A 15,548-nucleotide genomic window follows, 5' to 3' on the forward strand; every position below is an offset into this window, starting at 1 on the left:
ATGCGTGTTGCGTGTGGTTCCATCGGAACCGCACGCGGCATCCCTTCGGCCCTTCGCGGATCATTTCCGTCTAGAGTTATGCGTTGAGCTTCGGTGGCGTACGAGGTGCCGAGGCAGTTGATCAGCGACGCGCACTGAGATGTCCCCCCGGCTTCATGGCAATCCCGCGCTCTTTACCTTGGCTATTGCCTTGGTGGCGCTAGATACCCGACTGCCACACTGTCCTTTCGGCGACATACAGCATGTGCATCGAGCTCGGATCGATCGGCAACAGGTCAGGATGAGCGAATTCGCCGCCCTCGACTTTCTTCATCCCCAACCGCTGCATGACGGTTTCGGACCGCTTGTTCGCCAATGCGGTGAATGCGTACACGCGCGGCGCATCCAGGCTGCCGAATGCATAGTCGAGGGCTGCGCGAGCGGCTTCGGTCGCATAACCCTTGCCCCAATGGTCGCGAGCAAGCCGCCAGCCCACCTCCAGGGCCGGGCCGAAAGGAAAATCGGTCCCGAGGCGATGCAGGCCGACCGCGCCGAGCAACGCCCCGTCGCCGATACGCTCGGCAGCCCAGAAAATCGGCTCGCCGACTTCGGAAAGCCGCATCAGTTGTTCAACGACGTCGCTGGTCTCAGAGGCGGTCTTCGTGCCGCCGAGGAACTGCATCACCTCCGGATCGGCGTGGATAACGCCCAACAGGGGCTTATCCGCCTCTCGCCAGGGCCTGAGCTTCAGCCGGTCCGTCGCGATCATACACTCTCTCCAAGCGAATCGGCTCACCCTCGCTACCATAATAGCGTTCTGGCTTTGATTGAGTCTCGACCCTAAGGGTGCCAGCCTGCAGCACGTCATCCTCTCGGTGACCATGGCCGACGCCCATCGGGTTTGCCCGGCTCATGATTAGCAACCCTGCTCCCCGCCGAGCGAGGTGCTCCATTTCGATGCCTCCATCACGTCGGGCTCGCGGAGGATCCTGATCCTTTGGCGCTGTGTCTTCTGCTCAAACCCTATGGGTCGCCAGCTCAGATCTGTGCTGTTGGTTAGGGGGCTAAAAATATATTGATTGCTAGATAGATAATGACAATAATAATAAAGCCAAAGATGGCTAGGTTGCTAGCTGGCTGACGAAGACGAGAGAACAAGTTGTAGAGGTTACGGCTGTTCATGGCTGCTGACCGGAAATGAAGTTGCAGTATATCGAATGCTGCCCACTATCGGACTAAGTGTAACGACTATCCAAGCGACAAAAAGCAGCTTGATCCCCGCACGTAAATCACATTCCCTGCTCTCCTGGATGAATGACTCGTTTTGGGTTCCGGTGTTGTCGCCAAGCCATGGAACCCGAGGGATCGCGTTGGGAAGCTCTCGCGTCAAGTAACTAACAGCCGAACGCCCCGGGGGTCATAGAGATGTTTGGCCAACCCCCTGCCGAACCATGCCGAGACCAGCGTGATGCATGTGGGCAGCATGGACAACTGTGCTGTCATCGGTTCGCTCTAATCGCCGCGGGATGAAAGTTCAATGGCAGGTCAATACGTAGGGAGTAAGATGCGTGCCAGCGCGCCGGCTGTTTCCGCAGCCGTAAGCGATTATCCCGATGTTCGAACCTTCAATCTGAAGGGCAAAATGAAACTCGCACCCCTGTTTTCCAAAGAGGGAGAGCCAACAAGATTGGCGATGGCCGGACCAAAATCGGTAGCTGAGACCTGTACCGTGGACAGCCAGGGAGCCAACCAATCGTTCATCCTGTTATCGTCAAATCCAAATATGATCAGGTCTTCAGGTACATCCAGTCCACGCTCCATCGCGGCTCGATGTAGGCCGTAGGCAATCATATCGTTTCCACAAAAGACCGCGTAACGTCGCTGGCGACCTGCAAGCAGTTTCTTGCCGCACTGATAGCCTCCTTCCATGGTGAACTGGCTTTCAAATTTGAACAGCGGCTTCTTCTTCCCGAGGCCGGCAAGAAAACCTTCAAGCCGCTCGCTGCTGCCGGAATAGTAGTGGGGTCCGGAAATCGCCACGCAATTTTCGTACCCTTGCTCGATAAAGTAACGACCAACTGCCAAGCCGGCAGCGTAGTTGTCGATACCAACATAAGGAGCAACGATTCCAGGCGGGGGGCGGCGATTGACGAATATTATGTTGTCGTGCCGTGCAGCCATTGAGCGAAGTTGGGGTGTATCTATGGCGCCCTGTAGGATGATTGCCCTTGCGCGAAGCCCGTACGCATCCATCAGAAGCCGGTCCTGCTGATCGGGATCTTCAGCAGAATTGGCGAGCACCATGGACAGTTCGAAACGTTTCAGGGCCTGTTCAGCTGACGCGGCTACGTCGATCGTAAACGTGTTCGTAGCGTCTGGGACCATCATCATGACAACGCGACTTCGCGCAAGCCGGAGTGAACGTCCGACTTCGGATGGCGTGTAGCCAAGAGCTTCTGCGGCCTTGCGCACGCTCTCGAGCGTTTTCGGAGCCAAGGCGTCCGCCTTGCCTCCAAAATAACGAGAAACCGTAGCTGTAGAAACACCCGAAAGTCGCGCAACGTCGTGAACTGTTGGTGGCTTCGACACAAGGCTCGACATGAGGATTATTTCCGCGAAATGAGCTTAGTTGAATTTCCTAAACGCCGCCAAGCGACTCGCGACATTGAAGCATTTGAGAGGTGATTGCGTTGGTGAATCATTTGGGCACTAACGCGGGAGTTGCGAGATCATATTTGAATGCCGACCAGGTGTCGACGCACTTGGTCCCTTTTTGCCCCAATCATTCGATATGCAAACGTTGACATGGCGGATGTAAACGTTATCATTCAGGGTGTGCGTCGGTTGTTTTATGTGGATGAGGTTGCTCATGCTACGCTTGGGAGTTCTGGGGTGCGGGCGAATCGGCCAGATTCATGCCAACTCCATTCAGCGCATAGCTAACGCCAGACTTGTTGCGGTTGCAGATGTTTCCTCTGAAGCAGCGCGAGCATTGGGTGAGCGCTTCGGGGTAGAAGTGCGCGATGTATCGGCCATCTTCTCTGCGGACGACGTCGACGCCGTAGTGATCGCCACGTCGACAAATACGCATTACGACATGGTCCACTTGGCTGCAGGCGGCCGGAAGGCAATCTTTTGCGAGAAGCCTATAGATCTTTCATCGGAAAAGGTGCGCATTTGCATCAAGACGGTGGAAGATGCCGACGTTCCGTTTATGACGGCGTTCAACCAACGCTTCGACCCACATTTTGGGGCCCTCCAACGACGCATCGCCGAGGGCGAAATTGGCGATGTGGAAACAGTCTCTATCATTTCACGCGATCCGGCTCCCCCACCGATCTCCTATTTGAAAGGATCGGGAGGCCTGTTCCGGGACATGATGATCCATGACCTCGACATGGCGCGATTTGTACTCGGGGAAGAGCCAACAAAGGTGTTTGCTGTTGGATCAACCCTGGTGGATCCCGCGATCAAGGACGTCGGCGATGTCGACACCGCCGCAGTCATTTTAACAACTGCCTCGGGTCGTATTTGCCAGATCAGCAATTCCCGCAGGGCGACGTACGGATATGACAAGCGATTGGAGGTCCACGGCTCGAAGGGCATGCTACGCGCCGCGAATGTCTTAGAGAATGGCGTGGAGAGTGCCACAAGCAGAGGGTTTACGACTGCGAGGGCAGAGGCCTTTTTCCTTGAGCGATTTGGGGCGGCGTATCTGGCTGAAATGCAGCACTTTGTCGAAGCAATCCTCGCAGGCCGTAAACCGAAGCCTGATGCCCAAGATGGCTTGAGAGCCCAATTGATAGCCGACGCGGCCACGCAGTCCCAGGCAGAGGGGCGTCCAATCGAGGTCCCGTCATTGGCCAGTTGAGCTGCCGAGACGATGACATGCTGTCAAACGAGGGAACCTGCCAGATGAAAATGGGGATCATAGGGCTCGGGCGGGTCGCCGAGCTTCACGTTCACGCATTGAAGCAGATCAGCCCTGAAATATTTGCGGGCGGGTGGAACCGTTCCTCCTCGCGGGCGCAGACGTTCTGCAGCCGCTTTGGCGGCGTTGCATACGCCAGCATCGATGACTTGTTGGCCGACAAAGAGGTTGATGCGGTGCTCGTTGCGACAAGCACGGCTTCCCACTTTGAATTCGCAAAGCGAGCGTTGGAGGCGGGCAAGCATGTCCTGTTGGAAAAGCCGCTTTGCGAAAGATCGTCGGAGATTCGCGAGCTTGCTGAAATTGCAAGTGCCAATTCGCGCGTCTGCATGCCCTCACACAACTACATCTATGCAGAGACTATGCGGCGTTTGCACGCCCATATCGAGAATGGCCGGCTGGGCAAGATCGTCAACTTCTGGGCGATTTACAACAAGCGGCACGATTCCTCGATCGGGGCGCCCGATCTGACGATGCGTGAGCTCATGATCCATCATGCGTATTGCATGCTTTACTTCCTGGGCCGCCCTACCCACGTCTACGCGACCGGGACGAGCGTCCATTTCGAAGACCCATCCGCTCACGACCAGCTCATGGTCACGGCCGAGTATGCGGACGGAAAAATAGCAAATCTGTGGGGGAGCTTCTCGGCGGATGATCGAAGCCGGGAGCCGTGGTCGTGCTACTTCAAGATTATCGGCATGGAAGGAAGCGGTGTTGTCCCTTGGGATGTCACGAAATTGGGTGAACCGGAGCTGCCGTTTTGGGACGACGCCACCTACTTGGACAGTTTCCTGCAGGTGCAGACTTACTTCTTGAACGAGTGCCTGGGAAAAGGCCGGCAACCATTGTCGACGCTTGACGACGCATATGACGCCGCGGTCATTTTGGATGCTGCGCGTCAGTCGCTTGTAGAAAAGCGTCGTATCGAAATCTTGTACCAATGACGCGCAGACCAGGGGTGGAATTTCATGAATTAGGCATCTCTGCCGGTTCGCCCACCGGACAAGTAACTCGCCTTTTGTTGTCGTTAGCGAGCAGTGCGACATCGATCTGATTGGGAAGCTTAGATGCAAGGGCTACGTGCCGTTGTTTGGCGCTTTACGCCGCCGCGACCGGTGAATGATCTTTTAATGTTGACCGCTCTATCGAGGATAGCATGGTAAAACGCTGGAAAGTGCGCCCTGAGAATTCAAACTGGGGTGATTTTGGCGAAGATGATCAGATTGGCCGGCTTAATCTTATTACACCCCAGTGTCGACGGATGGCAGCCAGGGAGGTGATTGAAGGCTTGGCATTCTGCCTCAGTGTGCCTCTCGATCTGCCAGGTGGCAATCTACTGGTTTCGAACAGGCTTCCTCCTTCACGCACAATCGCTAACAAAGGAGGGCGCCCCTTCGTTAACTTTCCCTTCTGTTGCGACAACCCCGATTGGAACGATATCGGCAGCGATGACGCGGTAACGCTCTTCACGCAGTATTCAACGCAATGGGATGCGCTCGGGCATATTGGCTATGAGTTCGATGCTGATGACGATGGCATTGCCGAAGTCATCTATTACAACGGATATCGGGGCGGCTTTGATATCGTAGGACCAAATGCGGAAGGCGGCGCAGGGGCTCGGCGCCTCGGGATCGAGAACATGGCGGAGACATGCGTGCAGGGCCGCGGTGTAATGGTCGACCTGTTTTCCCGCTTTGGGTCGAATCGCAAGTTCGTCGGCTATGATGATCTGATGCGGATTATGGACCGGGACAAGGTGGTTGTGGAACAAGGTGACATGCTTTGCATACACACCGGCTGGAGCACGGCGGTGGTGGACCGCAAAGACAGTTTGGATACGCACCTGCTTCACGAATCCCACAGTGTCCTCGATGGCGCGGACGAGCGGCTTCTTCAATGGATCGACTCAAGCGGAATCTCCGCAATCATTGCCGACAACTTCGCCGTCGAAGGCTTTCAGACGAGCAGTTCAGATGGAAGCACACGCTTTCCCGCGCTTCCACTCCATAGGCGTTGCATCGTGGAGCTCGGTATTCATCTGGGCGAGCTGTGGCTGCTCTCGCCACTGAACTCATGGCTTCGTGCAAATGGTCGATCGCGGTTCCTTCTGACTGCGCCTCCGCTGAGGCTGCCGGGTTCCTTTGGTTCGCCGTTGACGCCGGTAGCGACGGTGTGAGCTGCCGAAGGCCAAAGATGCTCGATGCTAGGCCATTCTCCTGAAGCCGCCGGAGGTGTTGCTAGTGGCCGTGATGCGGGAGCCCTCGGCGAGCCCCGAACGGCGTGAATACCCTTGCCAAAGCCGCCAGACTGAACCGCTTGGAGCGGGGTACAGGCCCGTCACTGGCCCAAACTCTGATGATGCGGCGCAGCAAATGTAATCGTTGACATTAGCGACTTTTTGGTGATGTATACGTTTACACGGCTTCTGGAGAGAGGATCGATCGATCTGGGAGGCGTCTCACCATATGGCATAGTTGATGGCGATTGCGGCCGAACAGACAGGGGACTTGCGTTGGAAAAGCTAAACGTTGCGTTGATCGGCACAGGGTTCATGGGCAAGGCCCATTCCATCGCCACCGCGGTGGTGCCAATGCTGTTTGGGGCTCCAGTGGAGATCGAGCGCCGCATAATTGTTGATGTCGAGGAGACGCTCGCCAAAAACGCCGCCAAACAATATGGATTTTCTGAATTCAGCACCAATTGGCGCGAAGTGGTGGCGCGTCCTGATATCGACATAGTGGACATCTGCACTCCGAACGACACGCATGCGGCAATTGCAATTGCGGCGGTCAAGGCCGGCAAGCACGTTATGTGTGAAAAGCCGATGGCGATGAGTGTCGCCGAAGCGGAGGAAATGTTGGCCGAGGCCAAGAAGTCTGGTGTTGTGACCATGGTGTCATACAACTACCGGCATACGCCGGCACTCCAGATGGCCAAGCGGCTGATCGACGAGGGCCGTATTGGCAAATTGCTGACCTTCCGCGGCTACTACCTGCAGGATTGGGGTGCGGATCCCAAGGCCCCGCTTTCCTGGCGCTTCAACAAGGCGAAGGCGGGTTCGGGCACGCTTGGTGATATTGGCACGCACGTGATTGACGCGGCCCGCCTCCTGGTGGGCGAGGTCGAGGCAGTCAACTCGATCGTCAAGACTTTCGTGTCCGAGCGTCCCCTGCCGGCCGGCCATTTCTTTGGTCAGCGCGGCGAAGCGTCAAAGGAAATGGGCAAAGTGGACGTTGATGATCACGCGCTGACGATGGTCAAGTTCACCAATGGCGTGTTCGGCACCATCGAAGTGACGCGAAACGCCTACGGCCATCACAACCAACTGGGCTTCGAGATCGTTGGTACGCGCGGCACGATCGCATTCGACTATCAGCGGCTCAACGAGCTTCGTGTCGCCTTCGCCGACGACGCTCCCGATGCATTCGGCTTCCGGACCATCTATTCTGGCCCCAATCAGCCTTACGGAGATTTGCTGTGGCCGGTAGCGGGTATGGGCCAAGGCTATATCGATATCAAGTCAATCGAATGGTATAACTTCCTCAAGGCCATTGCCGAAAAGAAGCCGGCGGCACCGAACTTCGAAGATGGACTGCAAATCGAACGCGTAGCTGAGGCTATCCTCGCTTCAGGCGAAAGCGGCGCTTGGGAACAGGTGCCCCAACCGACAGCCAGCTAATCCGCATTTCCGCGATTTCGGGTCTCTGTGCAGGGATGCCGGGCGGCCCTTCTTTAAAGATCGGAGACTTACATGACGATCAAGCTTGCGATGCACACCTGGCCTTATGCGAGCAACCCAACATGGTTGCCCGCCTACACGCTCGAAGAGACCATCAAACGCGTCAAGAAGATTGGTTATGACGCGATCGAGATTGGCGCGGCGAGCCCTCACGTCTTTCCCCCGACGCTGAGCAAGCAACGCCGAAAGGATCTCGGGCAGATGCTCAAGGACTACGAAATGGAGTTGGCTGCAATGCTGCCAGCTCATGGTGGGGGGCCAGGCAACAATGTTGCGTCACCGATCCCCGAGGAGCGTCGTTGGGCGATCGATCACTATAAGGAAATGGCTCAGCTTACCGCGGACTGGGGTGGCAAGCGTCTGATTTGTCTGCCGGGATGGTACATTTTCGGCACAACATATCGTCAGGCATGGGATTGGGCTGCCGAAGCGATCCGCGAGATAGCTAAGTTTTCAAGGGATCTTGGCGTCGAGATTGTCATCGAACCCACGCCGGAAGACAGCAACATTGTCAACACATGTGACAACACGATCGACATGATGAAAGACGTCGGCGAACCAAATGTCCGTTTGATGTTCGATAGCCATCACGTCATCACCGAAAAGGAAGTGATGACTGACTACGTCTACGCCATGGGCAAAGACCTGGTCCACATCCATGCCTCGGACAACAATCGCCTGCCGCCAGGCAAAGGACGGGGCGACTTTCCCGCACTGATCCAGGCGCTGCATGAAACTGGCTTCGACGGATATCTGTCGATGGAATGCGGCTTCCATCAGCGCGGAATCGAACCTGACTGGGTGGCGCGGGTGTCGCTGGAATATCTTAAGCCACTCGTGGATGCTGCTAACAAATCGATCACGTCTGGCAACGGCAGTGCTTCATCGCGTCACGTGTAATCGTTGCTTCTAGAACCATGCAACGCATTGCGGAATTGCTCTGAGGTCGAGTTCATCGGGATGACCAAAAAGCCTCCTACGATACGCGACGTGGCACGCCTGTCAGGCCTGTCGACGGCGACCGTCTCCCGGTTCTTCTCGGGAAAGGAGGGCGTGCTTGCTCCCGAGACTATCGAGAGCGTGCGTCAGGCTGCGCAGGCGTTAGGTTACACACCCTCCGAGATCGGGCGATCTCTGCGCCTGGCCCGCACCAGCGTTGTGATGATGCTGGTGCCAGATGCAACCAATCCATTTACGGCTGACGTTGCGGCATCCGTTGAGCAATCGCTCAATGGCCTTGGGCTTTCGATGGTGCTCGCCAATGCATCGGAGAATGGAGACCAGCAGGATCGCTTGTTGGCCGACGCCGAGGGACTACGTGCACGAGCAGTGATACTACAAGGTGCGATTGACACGCCGCGGTTGCGCGAGATGGCCGCGCGCCGCAACAATCTCATCTTTGTCAACCGGCGGCCGGCCGAAGACATCTCGGTGCCTTATGTTGGAATTGACAACTACGCCGCAGGCGTTGCCGTCGGACGCTATTTCTCCGAGCGTGGATACCAGAACCCTGTTGCTATCCACGGTCCTCGCCCATCGTCGGGCAGCATGGAACGTCTGCAAGGCTTTCTCGCCGGGCTGAGCGGATCAAGTGTTCTCCAGCTTGAGAGTTCGTACAAGATGGAAGCCGGCTATCAGCAGGCTAAGAATTTTCTGTCCGACCGCAGTCGCCGCTACTCGGTTTTTTGCGGAAATGACATGATCGCCTACGGTGTCTATCGCGCCGCTGCGGAGATGAAAATTCGCGTTCCCGAAGATCTTGTCATCTTTGGATTTGACGACAACAGGCTCAATGAATGGCTCGCGCCTTGGCTTAGCACCGTCAAAGTACCGGCCTTTGACTTCGGGCCGGCAATTGCGAGGCTGATCGAGAAGCCGAATGAAGGCGCGCGAGGCAAGAGCGTAATCTTGCCGTTTAAGTTACAAATTCGTCTTTCAGCTTAGAGCATAAATATAAATCGGCTATTGTCCGATTCTGAGCCGAATGGTAATGCTAAAATAGAATAACTGCAAACGATAGAAGATGTCTTTGAAGGTTATGTTTTTTGCGGGAGCTTTCGGAAAAGGTGGAATAGTCGGTTCGCTTGCTAGCGCGACACTTTTGTCACCCGGAGTTTGAGGAGGAGACTTCGATGCTTAGTCCATCCACGGTTCAGGCGATTCGCGAAAGCGACGCTGTTCCAGGTTCGGAATACCTTCTAGACGTCACAGGGGTTCGCAAGGAGTTCCCTGGTGTACTTGCTCTCGACAACGTCGAGCTGCGTCTAAGGCCGGGCACGGTTCATGCCCTGATGGGGGAAAATGGAGCCGGCAAATCCACTTTGATGAAAATCATTGCCGGGATTTACACGCCTGACGCGGGCTCATTCAAACTGCGCAACCAGGAGATCCGCCTCTCATCGCCGCTCGACGCGCTGGAGAACGGAATTGCCATGATCCATCAGGAACTCAACCTGATGAATCCGATGACAGTTGCCGAGAACATCTGGATCCGCCGCGAACCGAGGACCGCTTTCGGATTCATCGACCATCGTGAGCTGCGACGCAGGACCGATGCATTGTTCAAGCAACTGAATATCCCAATCGATCCCGAGGTCGAAGTCGGCAAACTCAGCGTGGCCAATCGCCAGATGGTGGAAATCGCCAAGGCGGTTTCCTATGAGTCCGACGTGTTGATCATGGACGAGCCTACGTCCGCGCTCACCGAGCGTGAAGTCGAGCACCTTTTTGAAATCATCCGCACCCTTAAAGCCCAAGGCAAGGGCATCATCTACATCACGCATAAAATGAATGAGCTGTTCGAGATCGCCGACGAGGTTTCGGTGTTCCGAGACGGCAAATATATCGCAACGAAACCTGCCAGTGACCTGACGCGCGACGACATCATTCGTATGATGGTCGGTCGTGAAATTTCGCAGATGTTCCCCAAGCAGACGGTGCCAATTGGCGGGGTTGTTCTGCGTGTGCGTGATCTTGCTCTCAAAGGTGTATTCGAAGGCATCAGTTTCGATCTGAAGGCCGGCGAGATACTCGGGATAGCAGGCCTGGTAGGCGCAGGCCGGTCCAATATAGCGGAAACCATCTTTGGTGTTACGCCAGCGAGTTCCGGCACCATCGAAATCCAAGGCAAGACAGTCTCCGTGACCTCTCCAGCAATTGCCATGCAGCATGGGCTGGCCTTTCTGACCGAAGATCGCAAGGAAACGGGCTGCTTCCTGCTCCTGGACATCCAGGAGAACGCTCAAGTGGCGTCGCTGCGCAGTGGCTACGTCCGCTATGGTTTCGTGGAGGAAGATCGGCTTTCTCGCGATTGCGAGGCAATGACGCAGGCATTGCGCGTCAAGACCCCGGATATGAGCGAGCCGATATTGAACCTTTCTGGAGGCAACCAACAGAAGGTATTGATCGCCCGTTGGCTTCTGACAAAGCCCCGTATTCTGATCCTCGATGAGCCAACACGCGGCATCGACGTGGGTGCCAAGGCGGAGATCCACCGAATGATCTCCGACCTCGCCGGCCAAGGCGTGGCGGTGATCATGATCTCGTCTGAGATGCCCGAGATCCTGGGGATGAGCGATCGTATCATGACCGTTCGTCAGGGCCGCATGTCAGGCATGCTCGAGCGCGCAGAAGCCAACCAAGTCAAGATTATGGAGATGGCAGCACAATGACTTTGCTACAGGACGCCACCTCACCGGCGAAAGCTCCCAAAAGGCGCAAACTGTCAAGCGAGCTCTCGATCTTGGGCGTGCTTGTTGGTATCGCCCTAATCTTCGAGGTCTTGGGCTGGATTTTCGTTGGCTCGTCGTTTCTTGCCAACCAGCAACGGCTATCGATCATCATCCTGCAGGTTTCGGTGATTGGCATCATCGCGGTCGGAATGACTCAGGTGATTATCACCAGCGGCATCGACTTGTCGGCAGGTTCAGTCGTTGGTCTCGCGGCCATGGCATCTGCTTCTCTCGCGCAGAGCTCCACGGACATGCGTGCCGTTTATCCGGCACTTACGGACCTGTGGCCAATTTGGCCGATCTTGGCCGGGCTTTTCGTGGGATTGCTTATCGGCACCATCAACGGACTGCTCATCGCCAAAACGAACATTCCGCCGTTCATTGCAACGCTCGGTACGATGGTCGCAGCTCGGGGCCTGGCCAAGTGGTACACAAATGGACAGCCGATTGCGTTGCTCACGCCCGAGTTCACCTGGCTCGGCCGCAGCTTCAATATCTTGGGCTTCCCGTTACCGTTGCCGGTCATCATTTTTCTTGTCGTCGCTTTTTTGGGTCACATCGCCCTTCGATACACCCGATACGGCAAGTTCACATACGCGATTGGGGCCAATCCGCAGGCGGCGCGCGTATCGGGCATCAACATCGGAGCCCATCTCATCAAGGTCTACATCGTATGCGGGCTGCTATCGGGGCTTGCTGGGGTTGTGACCGCAGCCCGCGCAGCCTCGGCCCAGGCTGCGATGGGAACGAGCTACGAACTTGATGCGATCGCGGCCGCGGTGATTGGCGGCACATCGCTGGCGGGAGGTGTTGGACGCATGACCGGCACCGTGATCGGCACGATCATCCTCGGCGTCATGATGTCTGGCTTCACCTTCCTGAAGGTAGGCTCCTATTACCAGGAGGTCATCAAGGGAGCCATCATCGTGCTTGCGGTCGCCGTCGACCAATATCGACGCTCGCGAAAGACCAAGGCCTGAATTCATTTTTATCGAAACACTATCGGCGAGGAATCAATGTCAGCGCTACAATTGTCGCACGACGAACTTCTCAAGATCTATCGAACGATGCGGACGATCCGCCGGTTCGAGGAGCGGGTGATGGCGGGTGATGGATGAGATGGGGACCGGAGACATTCCGGGCAGCACCCATCTCTATGCCGGCCAGGAGGCGAGCGCGGTTGGCATCTGTTTCCAGCTCAAGGATGATGACTATATCTCCTCGACACATCGTGGCCACGGTCACAGCATTGCCAAGGGCGTCGACATCGACGGCATGATGGCGGAGCTGTTTGGCCGCGCCAGCGGCACCTGCGGCGGCAAGGGTGGATCTCAACACATTGCCGATCTTCGCAAGGGGATGCTTGGCGCGAACGGGATCGTGGCGGCGGGCGCGCCGATCACCTGCGGGGCGGCGCTGAGCATCAAGCTTTTGGGGAGCCGGCAGGTCGCGGTCGCCTTTGCCGGTGACGGGGCCATGAACGAAGGGGTGATGTCGGAGAGCTTCAACCTTGCCAAGATCTGGAACCTGCCGATCATCTTCGCGATCGAGGACAACGGCTTTGGCGAGGCGACGGCGAATGCAGCCGGCAGGTCGCGGTCGCCTTTGCCGGTGACGGGGCCATGAACGAAGGGGTGATGTCGGAGAGCTTCAACCTTGCCAAGATCTGGAACCTGCCGATCATCTTCGCGATCGAGGACAACGGCTTTGGCGAGGCRACGGCGAATGMRCWTGTCTCGGCGGGCAGCTTCACCCGGCGCGCCGAAAGCTATGACATCCCCAGCATCGAGGTGGACGGAACGGATGTGTTTGCCGTCTACAGCGCGGCAGGTGAGGCGGTGGAGCGGGCTCGCGCGGGCGGCGGCCCGACGATGCTGCATATCCATGTGCCGCGCTACTATGGCCACTACAGCGGCGACCCCGACACCTATCGCACGCCCGAAGAGAAGAAGGCCATGCGCCAGGAGCGCGACTGCCTGGTCAATTTCCGCAGGCGCGTGAATGAGGTGTCGCTGCTTGAGGCGGCCGAGCTCGACGCGGTCGACAAGGACGTTGAAGCCGCAATCGACAACGCCGTCAGCGCGGCAAGGGCAGCCCCGTTCCCGCCGCTGTCGGCGCTGACGGCGGATGTCTACGTGAAGTATTTGTGAGGGCTGCGGACAATGGCACAAAAATCCTTTCGGCAAGCCCTCAACGAAGCGCTGCATTTCGAGATGGCGCGCGACCCGCGCGTCATCATGATGGGTGAGGATCTGACCGGCGGCGCCGGCGCCACCGGTGTGAAGGATGCCTGGGGCGGTGCGTTCGGGGTCACCAAGGGACTGCTGGGCGCGTTCGGGCCGGAGCGCATCCGCGACACCCCGATCAGCGAGGCCGCCTTCATCGGCGCGGCCGCGGGTGCTGCGCTGACCGGGCTTCGGCCGATCGCCGAGATCATGTTCGTCGACTTTGCCGGCGTGTGCCTCGACCAGATCATGAACCAGGCAGCGAAGTTCCGCTACATGTTCGGCGGCCGCGCCAGGACGCCGATGGTCATCCGCGCCACCTATGGCGCCGGCAGCCGCTCCGGCTCGCAGCACACCCAGGCGCTGCATTCGATCTTCACCCACATCCCCGGCCTCAAGGTGGTCATGCCGTCGACGCCCTATGATGCCAAGGGGCTTCTGCTGCAGGCGATCCGGGACGACGATCCCGTCATCTTCCTCGAGCACAAGATGCTCTACGACACGATGGGGGAGGTGCCGGACGGCGCCTACACCATTCCTTTCGGCGAAGCGCGGGTGGCGCGCGATGGCAAGGATGTGCTGATCATCGCACTCGGCCGCATGGTCAGCGTCGCCGAGGAGGCCGCCCGCAAGCTCGCCGCGGAGGGCATCTCGGCCTGCATCATCGATCCGCGCACCACCTCTCCGCTCGATGAGGATACGTTGCTGGACTTCGCCGAGAAGATCGGGCGCGTCGTCATCGTCGATGAGGCAAACCCGCGCTGCAGCGTGGCCACCGACATCTCGGCGCTGCTTGCCGACAAATGCTTCGATGCGCTCAAGGCGCCGATCAAGCTGGTCACCGCCCCCCATTCGCCGGTCCCTTACGCACCCAATCTGGAAGACGCCTACATCCCCACGGCCGCGGCCGTGGCGAAGGCGGCGACTTCGATCGTCAGGAGGTAGGTTCAGATGTCGCTGATCGAGGCCGTGACCGTGCCCAAGTGGGGCATGACGATGATCGAGGGCACCATCACCCAATGGATGGCCAAGGAAGGCGACAGCATCGCCCACGGCCAGGAACTGCTCGAGATCGAAACCACCAAAGTCACCAATGTTGTCGAGGCGGCGGCAAGCGGGATCCTGAGGCAGATCGTGCTGCAGGAGGGAACGACCGCGCCGGTTGGCGCGCTTGCCGGCGTCATCACCGACGAGACCGCCACGCAAGAAGAGATCGATGCCTTCATCGCCAGCTATGCCGACCGGCTCGTCTCGTCCGAGGATGGTCAGGGCGCTGTCGCGCCCCGCGCCATCAGCGTGGGCGAGGGCGTGGTCAATGTGCTGGAGGCGGGACTGGCGGGCGAGGAGGCGGTCGTCTTCCTGCATGGCTTCGGCGGCGATCTGTCGACCTGGCTGTTCAACCAGGCGGCAGTCTCGGAAACGCTGCACACCATCGCCGTCGACCTGCCTGGCCATGGCGGCTCTTCGCCGATCGTGGGCGATGACCTTCTGGCCAGGATCGTTGCCGCCGTCGAGGGTGCGCTGCAGGCGGTGGCGCCCGGCAGGATCCATCTGGTGGCGCATTCCTTCGGCGGCGCCGTCGCGGCAGCCATCGCCGCCAATCAGCCGGCCCGCGTCGCCTCGCTGACGCTGATCGCGCCGATCGGCCTTGGCAAGACGATGAGCCGCGACTTCCTCACCGACTTCATCGCCGCCGAGCGCCGGCGTCCGCTCCAGAGCGTGCTCGAGCGCCTGTTTGCCGATCCCTCCAAGATCACCAGCGACATGGTCGAGGGCACGCTGCGCTTCAAGCGCCTCGAAAGCGTGCCGGAAGCGCTCACCGCCATCGCCGACATCATTGCCGACGACAATGGCCAGCGCCAGGCGATCGGCGACAAGCTCGCCAAACTGCCGTGCCCGGTGCTGCTCATCTGGGGCGACCAGGACCAGGTCGTGCCGGT

14 protein-coding genes are annotated in these 15,548 nt (G+C 58.1%); 12 read left to right on the forward strand and 2 right to left on the reverse strand.

Going from position 1 to position 15,548, the window contains the following annotated elements; genetic code table 11:
- Window positions 1–199: 199 nt before the first annotated feature.
- Window positions 200–748 carry a GNAT family N-acetyltransferase gene (locus tag ASD12_RS11030; RefSeq protein ID WP_056585300.1) on the reverse strand — a complete coding sequence of 183 codons (549 nt, stop codon included), beginning with the start codon at window positions 746–748 and terminating at the stop codon, window positions 200–202.
- 836 nt (window positions 749–1,584) lie between these two features.
- The gene (locus ASD12_RS11035; protein WP_056585337.1) at window positions 1,585–2,568 is read right to left on the reverse strand and encodes a LacI family DNA-binding transcriptional regulator; all 984 of its coding nucleotides are present in this window, start codon (window positions 2,566–2,568) and stop codon (window positions 1,585–1,587) included.
- A 280-nt stretch (window positions 2,569–2,848) separates the two neighbouring features.
- Between ASD12_RS11035 and iolG the strand changes: the two genes are divergently transcribed.
- From iolG to ASD12_RS11095, 12 genes are all read left to right on the forward strand, one after another.
- On the forward strand, window positions 2,849–3,850 hold the full coding sequence (gene iolG / locus ASD12_RS11040) for an inositol 2-dehydrogenase (RefSeq protein ID WP_056585302.1): 1,002 nt from the start codon (window positions 2,849–2,851) through the stop codon (window positions 3,848–3,850).
- A gap of 44 nt (window positions 3,851–3,894) precedes the next feature.
- Window positions 3,895–4,857, forward strand: a complete 963-nt coding sequence (locus ASD12_RS11045) for a Gfo/Idh/MocA family oxidoreductase (RefSeq protein ID WP_056585339.1) — start codon at window positions 3,895–3,897, stop codon at window positions 4,855–4,857.
- A 212-nt stretch (window positions 4,858–5,069) separates the two neighbouring features.
- Window positions 5,070–6,089, forward strand: coding sequence for a cyclase family protein (locus tag ASD12_RS11050; protein WP_056585303.1), 1,020 nt, complete (start codon window positions 5,070–5,072; stop codon window positions 6,087–6,089).
- A 336-nt stretch (window positions 6,090–6,425) separates the two neighbouring features.
- Window positions 6,426–7,592: a Gfo/Idh/MocA family oxidoreductase gene (locus tag ASD12_RS11055; protein WP_056585305.1), complete on the forward strand. Its 1,167-nt coding sequence runs from the start codon at window positions 6,426–6,428 to the stop codon at window positions 7,590–7,592.
- Between the two features lie 72 nt (window positions 7,593–7,664).
- Window positions 7,665–8,552 (forward strand): sugar phosphate isomerase/epimerase family protein, encoded by an 888-nt coding sequence (locus ASD12_RS11060; RefSeq protein WP_056585307.1) that lies wholly within the window; start codon window positions 7,665–7,667, stop codon window positions 8,550–8,552.
- Between the two features lie 60 nt (window positions 8,553–8,612).
- Window positions 8,613–9,596, forward strand: a complete 984-nt coding sequence (locus ASD12_RS11065) for a LacI family DNA-binding transcriptional regulator (protein ID WP_056585341.1) — start codon at window positions 8,613–8,615, stop codon at window positions 9,594–9,596.
- Between the two features lie 188 nt (window positions 9,597–9,784).
- On the forward strand, window positions 9,785–11,323 hold the full coding sequence (locus tag ASD12_RS11070) for a sugar ABC transporter ATP-binding protein (RefSeq protein WP_056585309.1): 1,539 nt from the start codon (window positions 9,785–9,787) through the stop codon (window positions 11,321–11,323).
- Window positions 11,320–12,363 (forward strand): ABC transporter permease, encoded by a 1,044-nt coding sequence (locus tag ASD12_RS11075; protein WP_056585311.1) that lies wholly within the window; start codon window positions 11,320–11,322, stop codon window positions 12,361–12,363. The genes ASD12_RS11070 and ASD12_RS11075 overlap by 4 nt, the downstream gene beginning before the upstream one ends.
- A gap of 130 nt (window positions 12,364–12,493) precedes the next feature.
- A complete protein-coding gene (locus ASD12_RS35725; RefSeq protein WP_280139549.1) occupies window positions 12,494–13,009 on the forward strand; it encodes a thiamine pyrophosphate-dependent dehydrogenase E1 component subunit alpha in 516 nt (171 codons plus the stop codon).
- Window positions 13,006–13,533 (forward strand): thiamine pyrophosphate-dependent enzyme, encoded by a 528-nt coding sequence (locus ASD12_RS35730; RefSeq protein WP_280139550.1) that lies wholly within the window; start codon window positions 13,006–13,008, stop codon window positions 13,531–13,533. The genes ASD12_RS35725 and ASD12_RS35730 overlap by 4 nt, the downstream gene beginning before the upstream one ends.
- Window positions 13,534–13,545: 12 nt before the next feature.
- Window positions 13,546–14,553 carry an alpha-ketoacid dehydrogenase subunit beta gene (locus ASD12_RS11090; protein ID WP_056585313.1) on the forward strand — a complete coding sequence of 336 codons (1,008 nt, stop codon included), beginning with the start codon at window positions 13,546–13,548 and terminating at the stop codon, window positions 14,551–14,553.
- A gap of 6 nt (window positions 14,554–14,559) precedes the next feature.
- A partial coding sequence (locus ASD12_RS11095) for an acetoin dehydrogenase dihydrolipoyllysine-residue acetyltransferase subunit (protein WP_056585315.1) occupies window positions 14,560–15,548 on the forward strand: 989 nt, incomplete at its 3' end.

It is taken from the genome of Mesorhizobium sp. Root102, assembly GCF_001425625.1.
Classification (GTDB): Bacteria; Pseudomonadota; Alphaproteobacteria; order Rhizobiales; family Rhizobiaceae; genus Mesorhizobium.